The sequence below is a fragment of the Brevundimonas sp. UBA7507 genome (genome assembly GCF_002478355.1).
Classification (GTDB): Bacteria; Pseudomonadota; Alphaproteobacteria; order Caulobacterales; family Caulobacteraceae; genus Brevundimonas; species Brevundimonas diminuta_D.
Genome location: NZ_DLNP01000008.1, coordinates 26,965 through 42,594, shown reverse-complemented (window position 1 = coordinate 42,594; position 15,630 = coordinate 26,965). Strand labels below are relative to the sequence as shown.

15 protein-coding genes are annotated in these 15,630 nt (G+C 68.5%); 7 read left to right on the top strand and 8 right to left on the bottom strand.

Annotated elements, in window-relative coordinates:
- The first annotated feature begins 95 nt into the window (after positions 1-95).
- Positions 96-467, top strand: coding sequence for a DUF983 domain-containing protein (locus B3D50_RS04905; RefSeq protein WP_003165930.1), 372 nt, complete (start codon positions 96-98; stop codon positions 465-467).
- A 27-nt stretch (positions 468-494) separates the two neighbouring features.
- Here B3D50_RS04905 and B3D50_RS04900 read toward each other — a convergent pair whose 3' ends face one another.
- Positions 495-1,811 carry a metal-dependent hydrolase family protein gene (locus B3D50_RS04900; RefSeq protein WP_286949813.1) on the bottom strand — a complete coding sequence of 439 codons (1,317 nt, stop codon included), beginning with the start codon at positions 1,809-1,811 and terminating at the stop codon, positions 495-497.
- 126 nt (positions 1,812-1,937) lie between these two features.
- Here B3D50_RS04900 and B3D50_RS04895 point away from each other — a divergent pair, with 126 nt between their 5' ends.
- Positions 1,938-2,636: a murein L,D-transpeptidase catalytic domain-containing protein gene (locus tag B3D50_RS04895; protein ID WP_286949811.1), complete on the top strand. Its 699-nt coding sequence runs from the start codon at positions 1,938-1,940 to the stop codon at positions 2,634-2,636.
- 16 nt (positions 2,637-2,652) lie between these two features.
- Here B3D50_RS04895 and purD read toward each other — a convergent pair whose 3' ends face one another.
- The 3 genes from purD to B3D50_RS04880 form a co-directional block, all read right to left on the bottom strand.
- A complete protein-coding gene (gene purD, locus B3D50_RS04890; protein ID WP_286949809.1) occupies positions 2,653-3,930 on the bottom strand; it encodes a phosphoribosylamine--glycine ligase in 1,278 nt (425 codons plus the stop codon).
- 72 nt (positions 3,931-4,002) lie between these two features.
- Positions 4,003-4,422 carry a PRC-barrel domain-containing protein gene (locus B3D50_RS04885; RefSeq protein ID WP_286949807.1) on the bottom strand — a complete coding sequence of 140 codons (420 nt, stop codon included), beginning with the start codon at positions 4,420-4,422 and terminating at the stop codon, positions 4,003-4,005.
- Positions 4,423-4,437: 15 nt separating this feature from the next.
- The gene (locus tag B3D50_RS04880; protein ID WP_286949805.1) at positions 4,438-4,656 is read right to left on the bottom strand and encodes a hypothetical protein; all 219 of its coding nucleotides are present in this window, start codon (positions 4,654-4,656) and stop codon (positions 4,438-4,440) included.
- Positions 4,657-4,707: 51 nt separating this feature from the next.
- On the opposite strand from B3D50_RS04880, the gene xseA reads away from it, so the two are divergent.
- Positions 4,708-6,312 carry an exodeoxyribonuclease VII large subunit gene (xseA, locus tag B3D50_RS04875; protein ID WP_286949803.1) on the top strand — a complete coding sequence of 535 codons (1,605 nt, stop codon included), beginning with the start codon at positions 4,708-4,710 and terminating at the stop codon, positions 6,310-6,312.
- Between the two features lie 159 nt (positions 6,313-6,471).
- On the opposite strand, the gene B3D50_RS04870 is transcribed toward xseA, so the two are convergent.
- Positions 6,472-7,647, bottom strand: a complete 1,176-nt coding sequence (locus B3D50_RS04870) for a P1 family peptidase (protein ID WP_286949802.1) — start codon at positions 7,645-7,647, stop codon at positions 6,472-6,474.
- Positions 7,648-7,733: 86 nt separating this feature from the next.
- Here B3D50_RS04870 and B3D50_RS04865 point away from each other — a divergent pair, with 86 nt between their 5' ends.
- Both B3D50_RS04865 and B3D50_RS04860 read left to right on the top strand, forming a co-directional pair.
- Positions 7,734-7,943, top strand: coding sequence for a DUF2093 domain-containing protein (locus tag B3D50_RS04865; protein ID WP_286949800.1), 210 nt, complete (start codon positions 7,734-7,736; stop codon positions 7,941-7,943).
- A 60-nt stretch (positions 7,944-8,003) separates the two neighbouring features.
- Complete coding sequence (locus tag B3D50_RS04860; protein WP_046652111.1) at positions 8,004-8,501, top strand: response regulator; 498 nt, start codon at positions 8,004-8,006, stop codon at positions 8,499-8,501.
- Here the strand turns inward: B3D50_RS04860 and B3D50_RS04855 are convergent.
- The gene (locus B3D50_RS04855; protein WP_286949798.1) at positions 8,498-9,400 is read right to left on the bottom strand and encodes a lysophospholipid acyltransferase family protein; all 903 of its coding nucleotides are present in this window, start codon (positions 9,398-9,400) and stop codon (positions 8,498-8,500) included. The genes B3D50_RS04860 and B3D50_RS04855 overlap by 4 nt on opposite strands.
- 46 nt (positions 9,401-9,446) lie before the next feature.
- Positions 9,447-10,217, bottom strand: coding sequence for an SDR family NAD(P)-dependent oxidoreductase (locus B3D50_RS04850; RefSeq protein WP_286949797.1), 771 nt, complete (start codon positions 10,215-10,217; stop codon positions 9,447-9,449).
- 109 nt (positions 10,218-10,326) lie between these two features.
- On the opposite strand from B3D50_RS04850, the gene B3D50_RS04845 reads away from it, so the two are divergent.
- Both B3D50_RS04845 and B3D50_RS04840 read left to right on the top strand, forming a co-directional pair.
- The gene (locus B3D50_RS04845; protein WP_286949795.1) at positions 10,327-11,595 is read left to right on the top strand and encodes an EAL domain-containing protein; all 1,269 of its coding nucleotides are present in this window, start codon (positions 10,327-10,329) and stop codon (positions 11,593-11,595) included.
- Positions 11,596-11,649: 54 nt separating this feature from the next.
- On the top strand, positions 11,650-12,339 hold the full coding sequence (locus B3D50_RS04840; protein WP_286949794.1) for a 2OG-Fe(II) oxygenase: 690 nt from the start codon (positions 11,650-11,652) through the stop codon (positions 12,337-12,339).
- Positions 12,340-12,551: 212 nt separating this feature from the next.
- Here B3D50_RS04840 and ileS read toward each other — a convergent pair whose 3' ends face one another.
- Positions 12,552-15,473, bottom strand: coding sequence for an isoleucine--tRNA ligase (gene ileS / locus B3D50_RS04835; RefSeq protein WP_286949793.1), 2,922 nt, complete (start codon positions 15,471-15,473; stop codon positions 12,552-12,554).
- Positions 15,474-15,630 lie beyond the last annotated feature (157 nt).

The following is a 15,630-nucleotide window of genomic DNA, read 5'->3' as shown; positions in this document are numbered from 1 at the left end:
CTAGGAACAAACTCGTGTCAGATTTCGCCTATCCCCCGATCAGCCCGCTCAAGACCGGCGTGCGCGGCCGCTGCCCGCGATGCGGCGAAGGTCCGGTGTTCAAGGGCTATCTGCAGCTGCGCGAATCCTGCCCGGAATGCGGTCTGGATTACAGCTTCGCCGATCCGGCGGACGGCCCGGCCTTCTTCGTCATGTGCGCGGTCGGCGTCGTCGGCATGGTCGCCTTCATGATCTTCGAGTTCACCGTGCACCCGCCGATCTGGGTCCACTTCGTCGTGACCTTCCCGATCTTGGCCGCCATGTGCCTGTCGGTGCTGCGCCCCTTCAAGGGCTGGATGGTGTCCGAGCAGTATTTCCACAAGGCGGAAGAAGCTACCTTCGTCAGCGTCGGCAAGCATGGCGACGGCTACGGCTGGCGCGGCCAGGCCGAGCGCGCCGCCAAGGCCGCCGCCCGCGATAAGGGCTGAGCGGCGGCCTCTTCCTAGGCGATCGGATCAGTCAGCCCTGAAGACCTGGCCGCCCTTCATCACGAAGCGCACGCGCTCCAGTTCGGTGACGTCCGTTAACGGGTCGCCGCCCACGGCGATCAGATCGGCGGGCATGCCCGGCGCCAGACGACCGGCTTCGTTGGAGATGCGCAGGTGCTCGGCGGCGCCGACCGTGGCGGACTGGATCGCCTGAAGCGGCGTCAGACCGGCGCGGACCAGCAGGGCGAACTCCTGAGCGTTGTCGCCGTGGGCCGAGACGCCCGAGTCGGTGCCGAAGGCGATCTTGACCCCGCCGCGATGCGCGCGCGCGGCCATGTCCAGCATCTTGGGTCCGGCTTCCAGCGCCTTGGCCGTCTGGGCCGGAGTAAAGAAGTTGTCCGGGCTGGAGGCCACGCGGGCCACGAAGTCGCCCGCCATCAGCGTCGGCACCAGCCAGGCGCCGTTCGCCTTGAACTGGCGCATGGATTCATCGTCCAGATAGGTGCCGTGCTCGATCGAGTCGCCGCCCGCCTTCAGGAAGGCGTTGATGCCGTCGCCGCCATGGGCGTGGGCGGTGACCTGACGGCCCATGCGGTGGGCGACCTCGACGATGGAGGCCAGTTCGTCCTCGGTGAACTGTTGCGCCAGACCCGCCGCCGTATTGGACAGCACGCCGCCCGTGGCCGTGATCTTGATGATGTCGGCGCCCGCGCGCACCTGCATACGGACAGCGCGGCGGCAGTCTTCCGGACCCGAACAGATGCTCTCGGGCGACATCAGGTGCAGGATGTCGTCGCGGTAGCCGTTGACGTCGCCGTGGCCCCCGTGGACCGAAACGGCCGAGCCGGCGGCGATGATGCGCGGTCCGGGCACGTCGCCGCTGCGGATGGCGTCGCGCAGGGCGAAGATGGATTCGTTCGTCGCCCCCAGGTCGGCCACCGTGGTGAAGCCCGCATTGAGCGTGCGCCGCGCATACCGCGCGCCGACCATCGCCTGGGCCGCGTTGGATTGCGTCAGTCCGTCGAGACGCGAATTCGGGTTCGATTCGAAGGTCAGGTGGACGTGGCTGTCGATCAGCCCCGGCAGGACGAAGGCCGAGCGCAGGTCGACCACGTCGCCCTCGCCGACGAAGCCGTCGCGGATCTCGACGATCTGGTTCCCTCTGATCACGAGAGTTTTATCGCGCAGCACCCGGCCGCTGGCCGGATCGGCCAAAAGCCGCCCCACTTGAACGAACTTCGTCGGCTGTTCGGCCGAAACCGCCGCCGGCGCCGGGGTTTGGCGCGCTTCGGCGCCGGTCGCGGCCAGAACGGCCGCGGTCACAATCAGGGCAAGCTTTTTCATTTATCCCTCCCGTTACTGAGGCGGGCAACATAACCGTTCCAATCTTTGCGCCAAGGCCAAGGTTGCCTTGCACGGACGGTTCATGAAACAAGCCGATACAGTTGTTTAACGTGCGAGGGGCGTCGCATGCGGCTTTCCAGACGTGGCTTGATCCTGGGCGGTTCGGCCCTGTTGGCGGGGTGTTCCTCCGCCGCCTCCACCACCAGCCTTCAGCTCGCCGGAGCCGTCGCGCCTACGCTTCCGACCCTGCCTGAGCGGGCGACGGCGGCTCATGTCCAGGTCGCGGAGGCTGGAACGACGATCGATCCCCACGGCGTCGTCCGCAAGGATCTGATCGGGCGCGCCCGCGCCGCCATGGACGTGCACGGCCACAAGATTTCGAAGCGCGACCGGATGTATCTGGTCGATTTCCAGAAGTTCTCGGGCGAGGACCGTTTCTACGAGGTCGATCTGGAAGGCGGCTGGGTCACGGCCTATCGCACCAGCCACGGGCGCGGCTCGGACCCGGCGCATTCAGGCTATGCGCAGCAGTTCTCGAACCGCCCGGACAGCCATATGTCGTCCATCGGCGCCTACGCCACGGCGGGCGCCAGCTGGGGCAGCCAGCAGGGGCCGAACGTCCTGCTGGACGGGCTGGAGTATTCCAACAACCTGGCGCGCGAACGGGCCATCATCATCCACGGCGCCGACTACGCCGATCCGGCCTTCCTGGCGCGCCAGGGCAAGCTGGGCCGGTCCTACGGCTGCTTCTCGGTGTCCCACGCCGACCTTGTCCCCTTGCGCGAACGCATGGGCGAAGGCCGGCTGTTGTTCGCCATGACCTAAAGCACGGCGGAGCCGCTTAGCGCGGCTCCAGCGCCCGCCAGCCGATGTCGGTGCGGTGGAAACCGCCCGGCCAGTCGATCTTGGCGATGGCCTCATAGGCGCGCTCGCGCGCCTGAGCCACGTCGTCGCCATAGGCGCAGACGTTCAGCACCCGGCCGCCCGCCGCCGCCAGGGCGCCGTCGTCGCGCAGCTTGGTCCCCGCGTGGAAGACCTGGACGTGGGGGCCGAAGTCCTGGTCCGCGCCGCGAATGACTGAGCCTTCCAGCGGACTGTCGGGATAGCCCTTGGCCGCCAGCACCACGCAGATCACCACGCCCGGCTTGAAGGCCGGCGCCGGCGCCTGGGTCAGGTCGCCGCGCGCGCAGGCCAGCAGCAGCGGCACGACGTCGCCGTCCAGCCGCATCATCAGCACCTGACATTCGGGGTCGCCGAAGCGGGCGTTGAACTCGACCACCTTGGGGCCTTCGGCCGTCGCCATCAGCCCGACATAGAGGACGCCGCGATAGGGGGCGCCTTCTTCGGCCATCTTCTGAATGGTCGGAACGACCACGCGGTCGTTCGCCGCCTGGGTGAAAGCCGCCGTGAAGACGGGCGCGGGCGAATAGGCGCCCATGCCGCCGGTGTTCGGACCCAGATCGCCGTCAAAGGCGCGCTTGTGGTCCTGGGCGCCACCGAACAGCACGGCCCGCGTTCCGTCGGACAGGGCGAAGAGGGAGCCCTCCTCCCCGTCCATGAATTCCTCGATCACGACGCGCGATCCGGCCGCGCCGAACCGGCCGCCCAGCATCCGCTCGATCTCGGCCTCAGCGTCGGCGCGATCGGGGCTGATGGCCACGCCCTTGCCCGCCGCCAGACCGTCGGCCTTGATGACATAGGGGGCCGAATACTGGTCCAGCGCCGCCTTGGCCGAGGCGACGTCCTCATAGACGCCATAGCCCGCCGTCGGGACGCCGTGACGCTGCAGGAAGGCCTTGGAGAAGGCCTTGGACGTCTCCAGCTGCGCCGCCGCCTGCGTCGGGCCGAAGCAGGGGATGCCCGCCGCGTTCAGCCGGTCGGCCAGCCCCTCGGCCAGGGCCGATTCCGGGCCGACGACGACCAGGTCGGCCTTCATCTCGCGCGCCAGAGCCGCCAGGCCCTCGGCGTCGGTCGCCTTCAGGTCAGGGCGCATCTCGCCCAGCTTGGCCATGCCCGGATTGCCGGGCGCGACGACGAGCCGCGTCACCAGCGGCGACTGGGCGATCTTCCAGGCCAGGGCGTGTTCGCGCCCTCCCGATCCGACGAGCAGAATGTTCATGGGGGCGGAATGGCCGCACGCGCCGTCCCGGTCAAGCGCCGGAAAGGGTTAGCGGCCCCTCGACGGCGGAAATCAAGGCGCCCAGGCAGGCAAGGCCTTCAGCTGTTCCAACGTCATGTTGGACACCAGATCGTAGGCGTCGCCCTCCTTCCGGGGCGTCAGACCGTCCAGCGGAATGCGCACCCAGCGCGGCCCGCCCTCGCCCGCCGGCTCGATGATCAGGCCGGTGACGACGCCCGAGGCGTCCACATCGACCCGCTGAACATCGCCCAGATCGACGCCCGCAGGCGTGATGAGGTCGGCGTCCTCCAACTGGGCCACGGTCAGGCCCAGCGCCATGGCCCCAGGCGCCGCGGCGGGCGCGCCAGCCATGGTCGGCGCCGAGGCGGCGTCGGGCGAGGCCTCGGGCGTCTTATCAGGCTTGGCCGGCGGCTGCGAACAGGCCGCCAGCAGGGCCGCGGCCGAAGCGGCCGCGAACAAGGTCTTCATCATCGAACCCTCCTGTCTCTAGATCAGGGCCGAGACCACATAGACGCCGGCGCCGGCCAGAAGAATCAGCCCCAGCACCAGCCACGGGCTGAGCGTCGGATTATGACTGCGGCGCGCCAGTTCGCGCTCGCGCGCCTGGTCGGGCGGCAGGTCGTCGGCCGTCGGCTCTTCCGGAAACGGGTCTGAAGACTGCACCATGATCGGCGAACGCGCGCGGGGACGCGGCCGTTCCGCCACGCTTGTCGCCCATGTCTTTGCGCGCGCGGCGACGACGGCTAGGGTGCCGTCATGACCTCCGACGACGACTACGCCTTCGAGGGCGCGGCCCCGCAACCCGCCCGCGACAACAATCCGCCGCTGTCGATCTCGGAGCTGAGCTTCGCGCTCAAACGCACCCTGGAGGAACGCTTCGGCCATGTGCGGCTGCGCGGCGAGATCTCCAAGGTGAACCGCCACGCCTCGGGCCACGTCTATCTGACGCTGAAGGACGACAAATCGGCCATCGACGGCGTGATCTGGAAGGGCGTGGTGCGTGGCCTTGGCGTCCAGCCCGAGACGGGGCTGGAGGTCATCGTCACCGGCAAGATCACCTCATACCCCGCGCGGTCCTCCTATCAGATCGTGATCGAGAGCATGGAGGCGGCGGGCGCAGGCGCCCTGCTGGCCCAGCTGGAGCGGTTGAAGGTCAAGCTGCGGGACGAGGGTCTGTTCGACCCGGCGAAGAAGAAGGCCCTGCCGACCTTCCCCGCGACCATCGGCGTCATCACCAGCCCGACCGGCGCCGTCATCCGCGACATCCTGCACCGCATCGCCGAGCGCTGGCCCTGCCGCGTCATCGTCTGGCCGGTGGTGGTTCAGGGCGACGCCGCCTGCGGCCAGGTGTCAAACGCCATCCGCGGCTTCGACGCCATGACGCCGGACGGGCCGATCCCCCGCCCCGACCTGCTGATCGTCGCGCGCGGCGGCGGCTCGGTCGAGGATCTGTGGTGCTTCAACGACGAAGCCCTGGCGCGCACGGTCGCGGCCGCCCGCATCCCCATCATCTCGGCTGTGGGGCACGAGACGGACACCACCCTGATCGACTTCGTATCGGACCGCCGCGCCCCGACCCCGACCGGGGCGGCCGAAATCGCCACCCCGGTGCTGGCCGACCTGCGCTGGGCGCTCAGCGATCTGGAGGGGCGGCTGTCGCGCGCCGGGGCGCGGATGCTGGAGGATCGCCGCACCCGCCTGCGCGCCGCCGCGCGCGGCCTGCCCGCCCGGCCCGAAGACCTGCTGGCCCTGCCGCAGCAACGACTGGACCTCGCCGCCAGCCGACTGGGCTCAGGGCTGCATCGCAACGTCGCCGTGCATGAGCGCCAGCTGGCGGTCGCGGCGGGTCGGCTGACGCCCGGCCTGCTGCGCGCCCGCGTCGAGCGCGGTCAGGACCGCCTGCGCGGCGCCGCCGACCGTCTGGGCTCTGCGCTTCAGGCCGGCGTCGCCCGCAACGAGCGCCGCCTGTTGCAGACGGCGGGCCGCCTCAGCCCTGCGCCCCTGCACCGCCGCCTCGACCAACGGCAGGCGCGGCTGGAGGCCCTCAGTCTGCGTCTGGACAGCGTCATGCCGCGTCGGCTGGAGCGCGCCGAGGACCGCCTCGCCGCCCTGTCCCGCGCCCTGACGACGCTGAACCCCAAGACGCCCAAGCCCGGTTTCGCCCGCATCGAAGACGCCAAGGGCGCCATGATCGCCTCGGCCGCCGCCCTGTCGCCGGGGCAGGCGGTGCGGATCGTCTTCAGCGACGGCGCCAAGGACGCGACGATCGACGGCGAGGGAGGCGCGCCGCGTGTTGTGCCTGCGCCCAAGCCCGCCCCGCGCCCGAAGGCCGCGCCTGCGGGTCAGGGCGATCTGTTCTGACCCCTGAAAACTCCGCTGATCCCGGCGGACGCCGGGACCCAGTAAGAACAACGCGCTCAAGCGGCGGAAGCCTAATGCCAAGTTTCAGGCGCTGAGGTTGAAGCCAAAGCACTGTATCCCGGCGTCCGCCGGGATGAGCGGGCTTAGAGGGGCGGCGCCCTAACGGCTGACCGTCTCGCTCAACACCGCCCTCACCGCCTCGATGTCCAGCGCCTCGATCGTGACCGTCTTGCCGTCGATCACCGAGGTCGTCGTCTGCGCCTTCAGCAGGGAGTTGAGGATGGCCTCCTCCGTCGCCTCGGCGACCGCGACGAACAGGGGCGACATCCGGTCGTTGGGCCAGTCCGCGACCATCGCCTGCCCGGCCCGGCGCTCGGGTGTCCGTCGCACGCCTTCCGCCGTGGAAAAGGCGATCGCATAGTCCCCCGACCCGTTCGAGAAGGCCGCCCCCGTCCGCGCCAGACCAGCGAAGGCGCGGTTCGCCAGCCGCTCCAGATTACGATCCGACAGCGGCGCGTCCGTCGCCACCACGATCATGATGGAGCCGTCGGCGCGCTCATTCTCCACCTCTTCGCGCAGGTAGTAGCGGCCCAGCCGGACCCCGACCGGCGCCCCGTCGATGCTCAACACGCCGCCATAGTTCGACTGGACCAGCACCCCGACGGTGAAGCCGCCCAGACTGTCGGGCAGTTTGCGCGAACTCGTCCCGATCCCTCCCTTGAAGCCGAAGGCGATGGTTCCCGTCCCGGCGCCGACCGCGCCCTGCTCGACCGGCCCCGTCGTCGCCGTCTCGATGGCCCGCACCACATCGGCGGCCGTGACGACGCGCGCGCGGATGTCGTTCAGCCCGCCGTCGTTCGTCTCGCCCACCACGGCGTTGACCGAGCGGATATCCTCATGCCCCGGCTGTTTCAGCGTCCAGTCCAGAACGCCGTCGATCCCCCGCGCCACTGACAGGGTGTTGGTCAGGACGATGGGCGTCTCGATCTCGCCCAGCTCCATGATCTGCGTCGCGCCCGCCAGCTTGCCGAAGCCGTTGGCCACCGACAGTCCGGCCGGAACCTTGTCGCGGAACAGGGAGCCGCCGTGCGGCACGATGGCGGTGACGCCGGTGCGGACGCTGTCGCCCGACCGCAGCGTCACCTGCCCCACCTTCACCCCGGCCACGTCGGTGATGGCGTTCAGCGGCCCCGGCGAGAGGATGCCCGGCGCCCGGCCCAGGTCGCGAATGGTCGGCCGCTCGGCCGCTCCGTCCTGAGCGTTCGCGCCAGGCGCGGCGACCAGAACGGCCGCGGAAACGGCGGCGGCCAGGATGTCGGCGGGTGATCGAGACATGGAACATCCGATTTTGTGAACGTCAGACGCTCAGATGACGGCGATTCGCCTGTCGTCCCGCACAAGCTTCGCGTTATGATGGCGGCATGAGCACCCAGCCTCCTTCTTCCGCCCCCAGCGAAGCGGCCTGCCTGCACTACGGCGACGGCGAGTTCGCCGTTCTGTCGGCCGGCGCCTACGTGCGGTGCGCCGTCAGCGGCGCGGCCATCCCTCTGGCCGCACTGCGCTACTGGTCGGTCGAGAAGCAGGAAGCCTACGCCGGACCGCGCGAGTATCTGACGGCCGTCGGGCGCTGAGCCCTTTTCCGATGTCATGGCCGGATCGTTTCCGGTCGCCCTGTTTCTCGGTGTCCTGAGATGTCCGCCCTGAGTTCGGTCCACGTCCTGCTGGTCGACGACAATCCCAATATGCGCGCCATCGTCGCCGCCATGCTTAAATCCGTCGGCGTCGGCCGCCTGAGCGAGGCTGAGGACGGCGTCGTGGCGCTGGAGCTGTTGCGCCGCGAAGCGATCGACATCGCCATCGTCGATTTCCGCATGAAGCCCATGGACGGCGCCGCATTCACCCGCGCTGTCCGCAGCGAAGGCGACAGCGCAAACCCCTATCTGCCGGTCATCATGATGACGGGGCACTCCGAAAAGAGCCGCGTGACCGAGGCGCGCGACGCGGGCGTGACCGAGTTCGTGGCCAAGCCGGTCAAGGCCCAGACCCTGCTGACGCGGATCGAGGCGGTGATCCTGCGTCCCCGCCCCTTCGTGCGTTCGCCCAGCTATTTCGGGCCGGATCGCCGCCGCACAGGGACGAAGGACTACGCCGGTCCTTTCCGCCGCGCCGATGACGGCGTGCTGGATTAGGCGTCCGACGCCCGCAGCGCCTCATAGACCTGAGGCGGCCAGCGCTTGTGGACCCAGAACCAGTCGACGGGATGCTCGCGCACCCGATCCTCCACGAAGCGGTTGGCGGCCTGGACGCCCGCCAGCACATCGGCGGCCTTGTCGCCGGTATCGGGCACGGCGATCGGCTCATGCGCGGTGACGCGGAAGCGCACGCCGGGCAGGCGCACCACCGACAGGGGCTGCATCACCGTGCCGAACTTCAGCGCCATGCGCGCCGCGCCGGGCGAGGCGTTGACCGGCTGGCCGAAGAACTCGACCTCCGGTCCCTGGCTGTATTTCTGATCGACCAGCAGGGCGATGGATTCGCCGCGCTTCATCCCCGCCATCAGCTCGCGCGTTCCGTCGCCCTTGGGCGCGAACAGCTTGATGCCGTAACGCTCGCGGCTCTGGCGGATCAGGGCGTCGACATAGGGGTTGTTGGCCGCGCGATAGGTCACCTGACACGGCACGCCGGCCGCCATGATGACCGCCGCCATCACCTCGAAATTGGCCAGATGGCCCGAGATCAGCACCACCGGCTTGCCGCTGTCGCGCACCGCATGCAGCCGCTCCAGCCCGACGATGTCGATGCGCCCGCTTTCCGGCGTCAGCCGGTCCATGACGGCCAGTTCGGCGAAGGTGCGGCCCGTCTGCTCCCACTGCTCCACGGCCAGGCGGTCGCGCTCGGCGGCGTCCATGTCGGGGAAGGCGATGCGCAGGTTTCGGGTCACCGTCTTGTGCGTGCCGGTCAACGGCCCCAGCGTCCGCAGCAGCTTGCCGCCGAAGCCCGAGGCCCGTTCGACGCCGAGCAGACGCAGGAAGCTGAACAGCCCGCGAAACGCCGCCGCCTCCAGCCGCCAGACCAGATCCTGGCTCATTTTAGCGGCGCCGCCGCCCTTCGGGCTGCTTGAGCGCGTTTGATCTTCACCAGGCAATCGTCAGTCCGCCGTCCACCACCAGGGTCTGGCCGGTCACATAGGCCGACGCAGGGCTGCACAGATAGACCGCCGTGCCCGCGATTTCATCAGGCTGACCGATCCTTTTCAGCGGCGCGGGGTCGGTGACGGTCTTCAGCAGTTCCGGGTTCTCCCACAGGTATTTGGCGAAATCGGTCTGAACCAGACCCGGCGCGATGCAGTTCACCCGCACATTCGACGGCCCGTATTCGACCGCCAGATTGCGCGCCAGCTGCATGTCCGCCGCCTTGGAGATGTTGTATGCGCCGATCAGGGCGTTGCCGCGAAGGCCCCCGATGGAGGAGATCAGCAGGATCGCTCCATCCTTGCGCTCGACCATCTCCGGCGCGACCATCCCGATCAGCCAGTGGTTGGAGATGACGTTGTTCTGAAGGATCTTTTCGAACTGCTCGTCGCTGATGCCGGCCATCGGCCCGGCGTAGGGATTGGTCGCGGCGTTGCAGACCAGAATGTCGATCTGACCGAAAGCCGTGCGCGTGTCGTCCACCAGCCGCTGCAGGTCTTCCTTGGAGGCGATGTTGGCGGGAATGGCGATGGCGCGGCCTTCGCCGTGCTTTTCATTGATGGCGACGGCGACTTCTTCGCACGGCTCGGCCTTGCGCGAGGAGATGACCACGCGGGCGCCGTGCTCGGCCAGACGCTCGGCGATGGCCTTGCCGATGCCCTTGGAAGAGCCGGTGATGATGGCGACCTTGCCGCTCAGATCGAACAATTCCATGCGTTAACCTCCTTTTGCCGCCCGTTTATCCGCGCGGACCCTAGCCGTTAGCCTTCGTTAACGTGATACTTGATCGATTCTATAGGGAAAGGCGGTTCTGACCGGCCCCATGCGAAAGATCACCGGCGGCTTCCTGTTCTTCGGCTACCTGTTCCTCGCCCTGACCATCGGGGCGACGATCTGGCGCGCCGGTCTGGGCGGCGGCGCGGGCGCGGCCGGGGTGCTGGGCGCGCTGGGGATCATGGCCGGCCTCCACGCCCTCGTCACCGGCATGGCCGACCGTCGCGCCCTGCGTCTGGAGATCGGCAAGGTGCGCGAGGCCCACCGCCTGCTGGCCGATGCGATGGAGTCGACGCAAGGCGCCCTGACCGAACTGGCGCAGGCGATCGAGACCGGCGCCCTGTCGCGCACCGACGCCCTGACCGGCGAGGTGCGGATGCTGGAAGGCCTGGTCCAGCAGATGAGCGCTTCGATCGAGGAACGGCTGGCCGCCTCCACCCTGACCGCCGACACCTTCGAGGGCCGCCGCCAGGTCCAGTCGAACACCCTGCTGAAGACCGTCCACGACGCCCTCAGCGAGAACCGCGTCGACCTGTATCTTCAGCCGGTCGTGACCCTGCCCCAGCGGCGGACGGTCTATTATGAGAGCTTCACCCGCCTGCGCGACCCGTCCAACCGGGTGATGATGCCCGCCGAATACCTGTCGGTGGCCGAGGGCGAGGGCCTGCTGCCCGCCATCGACAACCTGCTGCTGTTCCGCTGCGCCCAGATCGTGCGCCGTCTGGCCGGGCAGGACCGCAAGGTCGGCGTCTTCTGCAACATCTCGCTGGCGTCGCTGGGCGACGAGACCTTCTTCCCGCAGTTCCTCGATTTCCTGAGCCAGAACCGCGACCTGAAGGACGCCCTCATCTTCGAACTGGGTCAGGCGACGTTCGACGCGCGCGGCGCCATCGAGGCGCGCAACATGGCCAAGCTGGCCGACCTGGGCTTCCGCTTCTCCATCGACAAGGTGCAGACGCTGGACCTGGACTTCGCCGACCTGCAACGCTCGGACGTCCGCTTCATCAAGGTGGCGGCCGACCTGCTGATCGAGCAGCTTCTTGATCTGGACGGCGCCGCCCCCCTGCCCAGCCAGCCGGACATCCGCGCCGGGGACTTCGCCCCCCTGACCCGCCGTCACGGCCTTGAGCTGATCGCTGAAAAGGTCGAGAGCGAGAAACAGGTCGTCGACATCCTCGAACTGGATGTCGCCATGGGCCAGGGCCATCTGTTCGGCGAGCCGCGCGCCATCAAGGAAGCCGTCCTGGCGGAGACCGACCCGCCCGCCGAGTTCGTCCGTTCGACGCTGAAATCGGCGGAACAGCGGGTGCGCTTCTAAGCCCACGGCCGAAAGCCGCCAGACAACCGAGCCGCCGCGCGCTCTGATGGCGGCATGACCGACGCCGCCCTCGACTGGCCCCGCATCGCCGCCGACCTGAACGCCCAGGGCTGGGCCATGACCGACCCCCTGCTGACGCCCGCGACCTGTAAGACCCTGCAGACCCTCTATGACCAGCCCCAGCGGTTCCGCAGCCGCATCGTCATGCAGCGCCACGGCTTCGGTCAGGGGGAGTATCAGTATTTCGCCGAACCCCTGCCTGATCCCCTGCCCCGGCTGCGGGCGCGGCTTTATGAGGGCCTGGCGCAGATCGCGGACGACTGGGCGAGGCGTATGGGGCGACCGGGCTTTCCGGCGCAACTGGATGAACTGACCGCCCGCTGCCGCGCGGCGGGCCAGACGCGGCCGACCTCGCTGATGCTGCGCTACGGCCCCGGCGACTACAACCGGCTGCATCAGGATCTGTACGGCGATCTGGTCTTCCCGCTGCAGGCCGCCATCCTGCTGAGCGATCCGGCGGAATTCGAAGGCGGCGAGTTCGTCCTGGTCGAGCAGAAGCCCCGTTCGCAGTCACAGGCCCATGTCGTGCCGTTGAAACAGGGGCAGGCGGTCATCTTCGCCGTGAGAGAACGTCCCGTCGCCGGAACGCGAGGCGACTACCGGGTCCAGATGCGCCACGGCGTCAGCACGGTGCACGCAGGCAAGCGGATAACGCTGGGCCTGATCTTTCATGACGCCGCCTGATCCTTCTCCCCTTGTGGGAGAAGGTGGGCGCCGAAGGCGCTCGGATGAGGGGTGTCGGCGCACGTTTGACGTTATGGCGATCCGGTGCCGCGACAGCCGTTCAAACCGCTGCGTTCACCCCCCTCATCCGTCAGGCTCCGCCTGCCACCTTCTCCCACAAGGGAGAAGGAAGAAAAAAGCCCCTCCGGTGAAACGGAGGGGCCTGATCACTTTTACGCCTTCTGCGCGTCCAGCCAGCGCACCGCATCAGCGTCGCGGGCCGACAGGTCGGGATAGTCGGCGTCGGAACCGACGTCCGGCACGCGTCGCCAGGAGCGGGCGCATTTGGGATAGTCCGCCGTCTTCACCTTGACCGTCACGGCCTCGCCGCCCGCAATCAGTTCAGCCCCCGAGGTGCGGAACACCTCGGCGGCGTCCAGCCCTTCGAACGGCGCCAGCAGTTCAGCCGGGGCCGTCACCACCGGCCAGGCGTCCAGCGCCCCGCCGATGACCTTGTCGCGACGCGCGGCTTCCAGGGCCTCGTTGACCACTTCCAGCACCGTCTCGACATTGGTCCAGCGTTCGGCCTCGGCCGTGTTGCGCCACTGGCCCGGCGTTTCGGGGATCACCCGCGCGCAGTTGGTGCCCGCGTCGGGGAAGCGCGTGGTCCAGGCCTCGTCCATGGTGAAGGGCGTCAGCGGGGCCAGCCAGGCGGTCAGGCGGCTGAACACCTCGTCCATCACCGTGCGGACGGCGCGGCGCTTGATGCTGTCGGGACGGTCGCAATAGAGGCTGTCCTTGCGCACGTCGAAATATAGCGCCGACAGGTCGCCCGAGCAGAACTCCAGTACTGGCCGCACCACGTCCTGGAAGCGGTATTCCTCGTAGGCCTGACGCACCTGGCCATCCAGCTCCCACAGGCGGTGCAGGATGAACTTCTCCAGCGGCGGGAACTGATCATAGTCCGTCAGGCGCTCGACCTCATCAAAGCCGTTCAGCGCGCCCAGCAGATAGCGGACCGTGTTGCGCAGCTTGCGATAGGCGTCGACCGTGGTCTGCAGGATCTGCTTGCCGATGCGCTGGTCGTCCGAATAGTCGACCAGGGCCACCCACAGACGCAGGATGTCGGCGCCCGACTCCTTGATGATGGTCAGGGGGTCAGTGGTGTTGCCCCGCGACTTCGACATCTTCTCCCCGTTTTCGTCCAGGGTGAAGCCGTGGGTCAGGACGGCCTTGAAGGGCGCCCGGCCGCGCGTGCCGCAGCCTTCCAGCAGCGACGACTGGAACCAGCCGCGGTGCTGGTCCGAGCCTTCCAGATAAAGGTCGGCGGGCCAGTGCGACGGGCGGTCGCCCGTGTAGCCGCTCTCGGCCGTACGCGGGTCCAGCGTAAAGGCGTGAGTCGAGCCCGAGTCGAACCAGACGTCGAGGATATCGGTCACCTTCTCGAACCGTTCCGGATCATGCGCGCCCAGGAAGTCGGCGTCGGGCGCCGAGAACCAGACGTCGGCGCCGCCCTCGGCCACGGCCTTGACGATGCGGGCGTCGACCTCGGGGTCATGCAGGGGCTGGCCGGTCTGCTTGTCCACGAACATGGCCAGCGGCGTGCCCCAGGCGCGCTGACGGCTGATCAGCCAGTCGGGGCGGCCCTCGACCATGGAGCGGATGCGGTTCTTGCCCGCCGCCGGGTGGAAGGCGGTGGCGTCGATGGCGTTCAGGGCGCGGTCGCGCAGGGTCGCGCCGTCTTCCAGCTCTTCATCCATACGGATGAACCACTGCGGCGTATTGCGGAAGATGATCGGGGCCTTGGAGCGCCAGCTGTGCGGATAGGAGTGCTCCATCCGGCCGCGCGCCAGCAGGTTGCCCGCCTCGATCAGCTTGTCCATCACCGCGCCGTTGGCGGGGCCGAACTTGCCGGTCTTCTTGCCCTCGGTCTCCAGCACCTTGAGGCCGGCGAACAGCGGCACATGCACATAATAGGCGCCGTCGGGATCGACCGTGTCCGGCACCTCGCGATGACCGTGGGCCAGCCAGACGGCGAAGTCGTCCGCGCCGTGGCCCGGCGCCGTGTGGACGAATCCGGTCCCGGCGTCGTCGGTGACGTGGTCGCCCGCCAGCAGCGGCACGGAGAAGCCGTAACCGCTGTCCAGCGCCGCCAGCGGGTGGGCGCACTCCAGGCCCGACGGGTCGATGTCGTAGACGCGCGTCCAGGCGGAGATCTTGGCGGCCTTGAACACATCCTCGACCAGCTTGTCGGCGAGGATGAAGCGGTCGCCCGGCTTGGCCCACGGCTCATAGTCCAGCCCTTCCTCAAGGGCCGTGACCTCATACAGGCCGTAGTTGATCTCGGGGCCGTAAGAGATCGCCCGGTTGGCCGGGATGGTCCACGGCGTGGTCGTCCAGATCACGATCGAGGGCGTCGCCGCGCGGAAGGTCAGCAGGTCGTCCGGGTGGCTGTCGGTCGCGCCGACCACCGGGAACTTGACCCAGATCGTGGGCGAGACGTGGTCGTGATACTCGACCTCGGCGTCGGCCAGCGCCGTGCGCTCGACCGGCGACCACATCACCGGCTTGGAGCCGCGATACAGCTGGCCCGAGTTCTTGAACTTGTGGAACTCCGATACGATGGCCGCCTCGGAGGCGAAGTCCATGGTGGCGTAGCGGTTGGCGAAGTCGCCGGTGACGCCCAGGCGCAGGAACTGGTCGCGCTGCAGGTCGATGTATTTTCCAGCGTACTCGCGGCAGGCGGTGCGGAACTCTTCCTTCGACACCTCGTCCTTGCGGCGGCCCTTGGCGCGGAACTGCTCCTCGATCTTCCACTCGATCGGCAGCCCGTGACAGTCCCAGCCCGGCACATAGTCGACATCATAGCCCAGCAGGAAGCGCGAGCGGACCACGAAGTCCTTCAGCGTCTTGTTCAGGGCGTGGCCGATGTGGATGTCGCCGTTGGCGTAGGGCGGGCCGTCGTGCAGCACATACAGCGGCGCCTTCTGGGCCTGACGGACGCTGCGCAGATGACCGTACAGGTCGCCCCACTGCGCCAGGATTTCCGGCTCCTTCTTGGGCAGGCCGCCGCGCATCGGGAACGGCGTCTCGGGCAGGAAGACGGTGTCGCGATAGTCGCGGCCGGAAGGGGTCTGGGTGTCGGCGTCGGCCATGGAATGTCTTTTCGTCTTGTCGCGCGCGGCCGCTTGGAAGCGGCGTCGAGCGTCAGTCTAGCGTGAAGGCGCCTGACGGCCCATGCCCTGATGGCTCAAGGCGGCGTCGTCTCGGCGGAATGTTTCGAGAAATCCCGACGTGCGCGGGGCTTGCAGC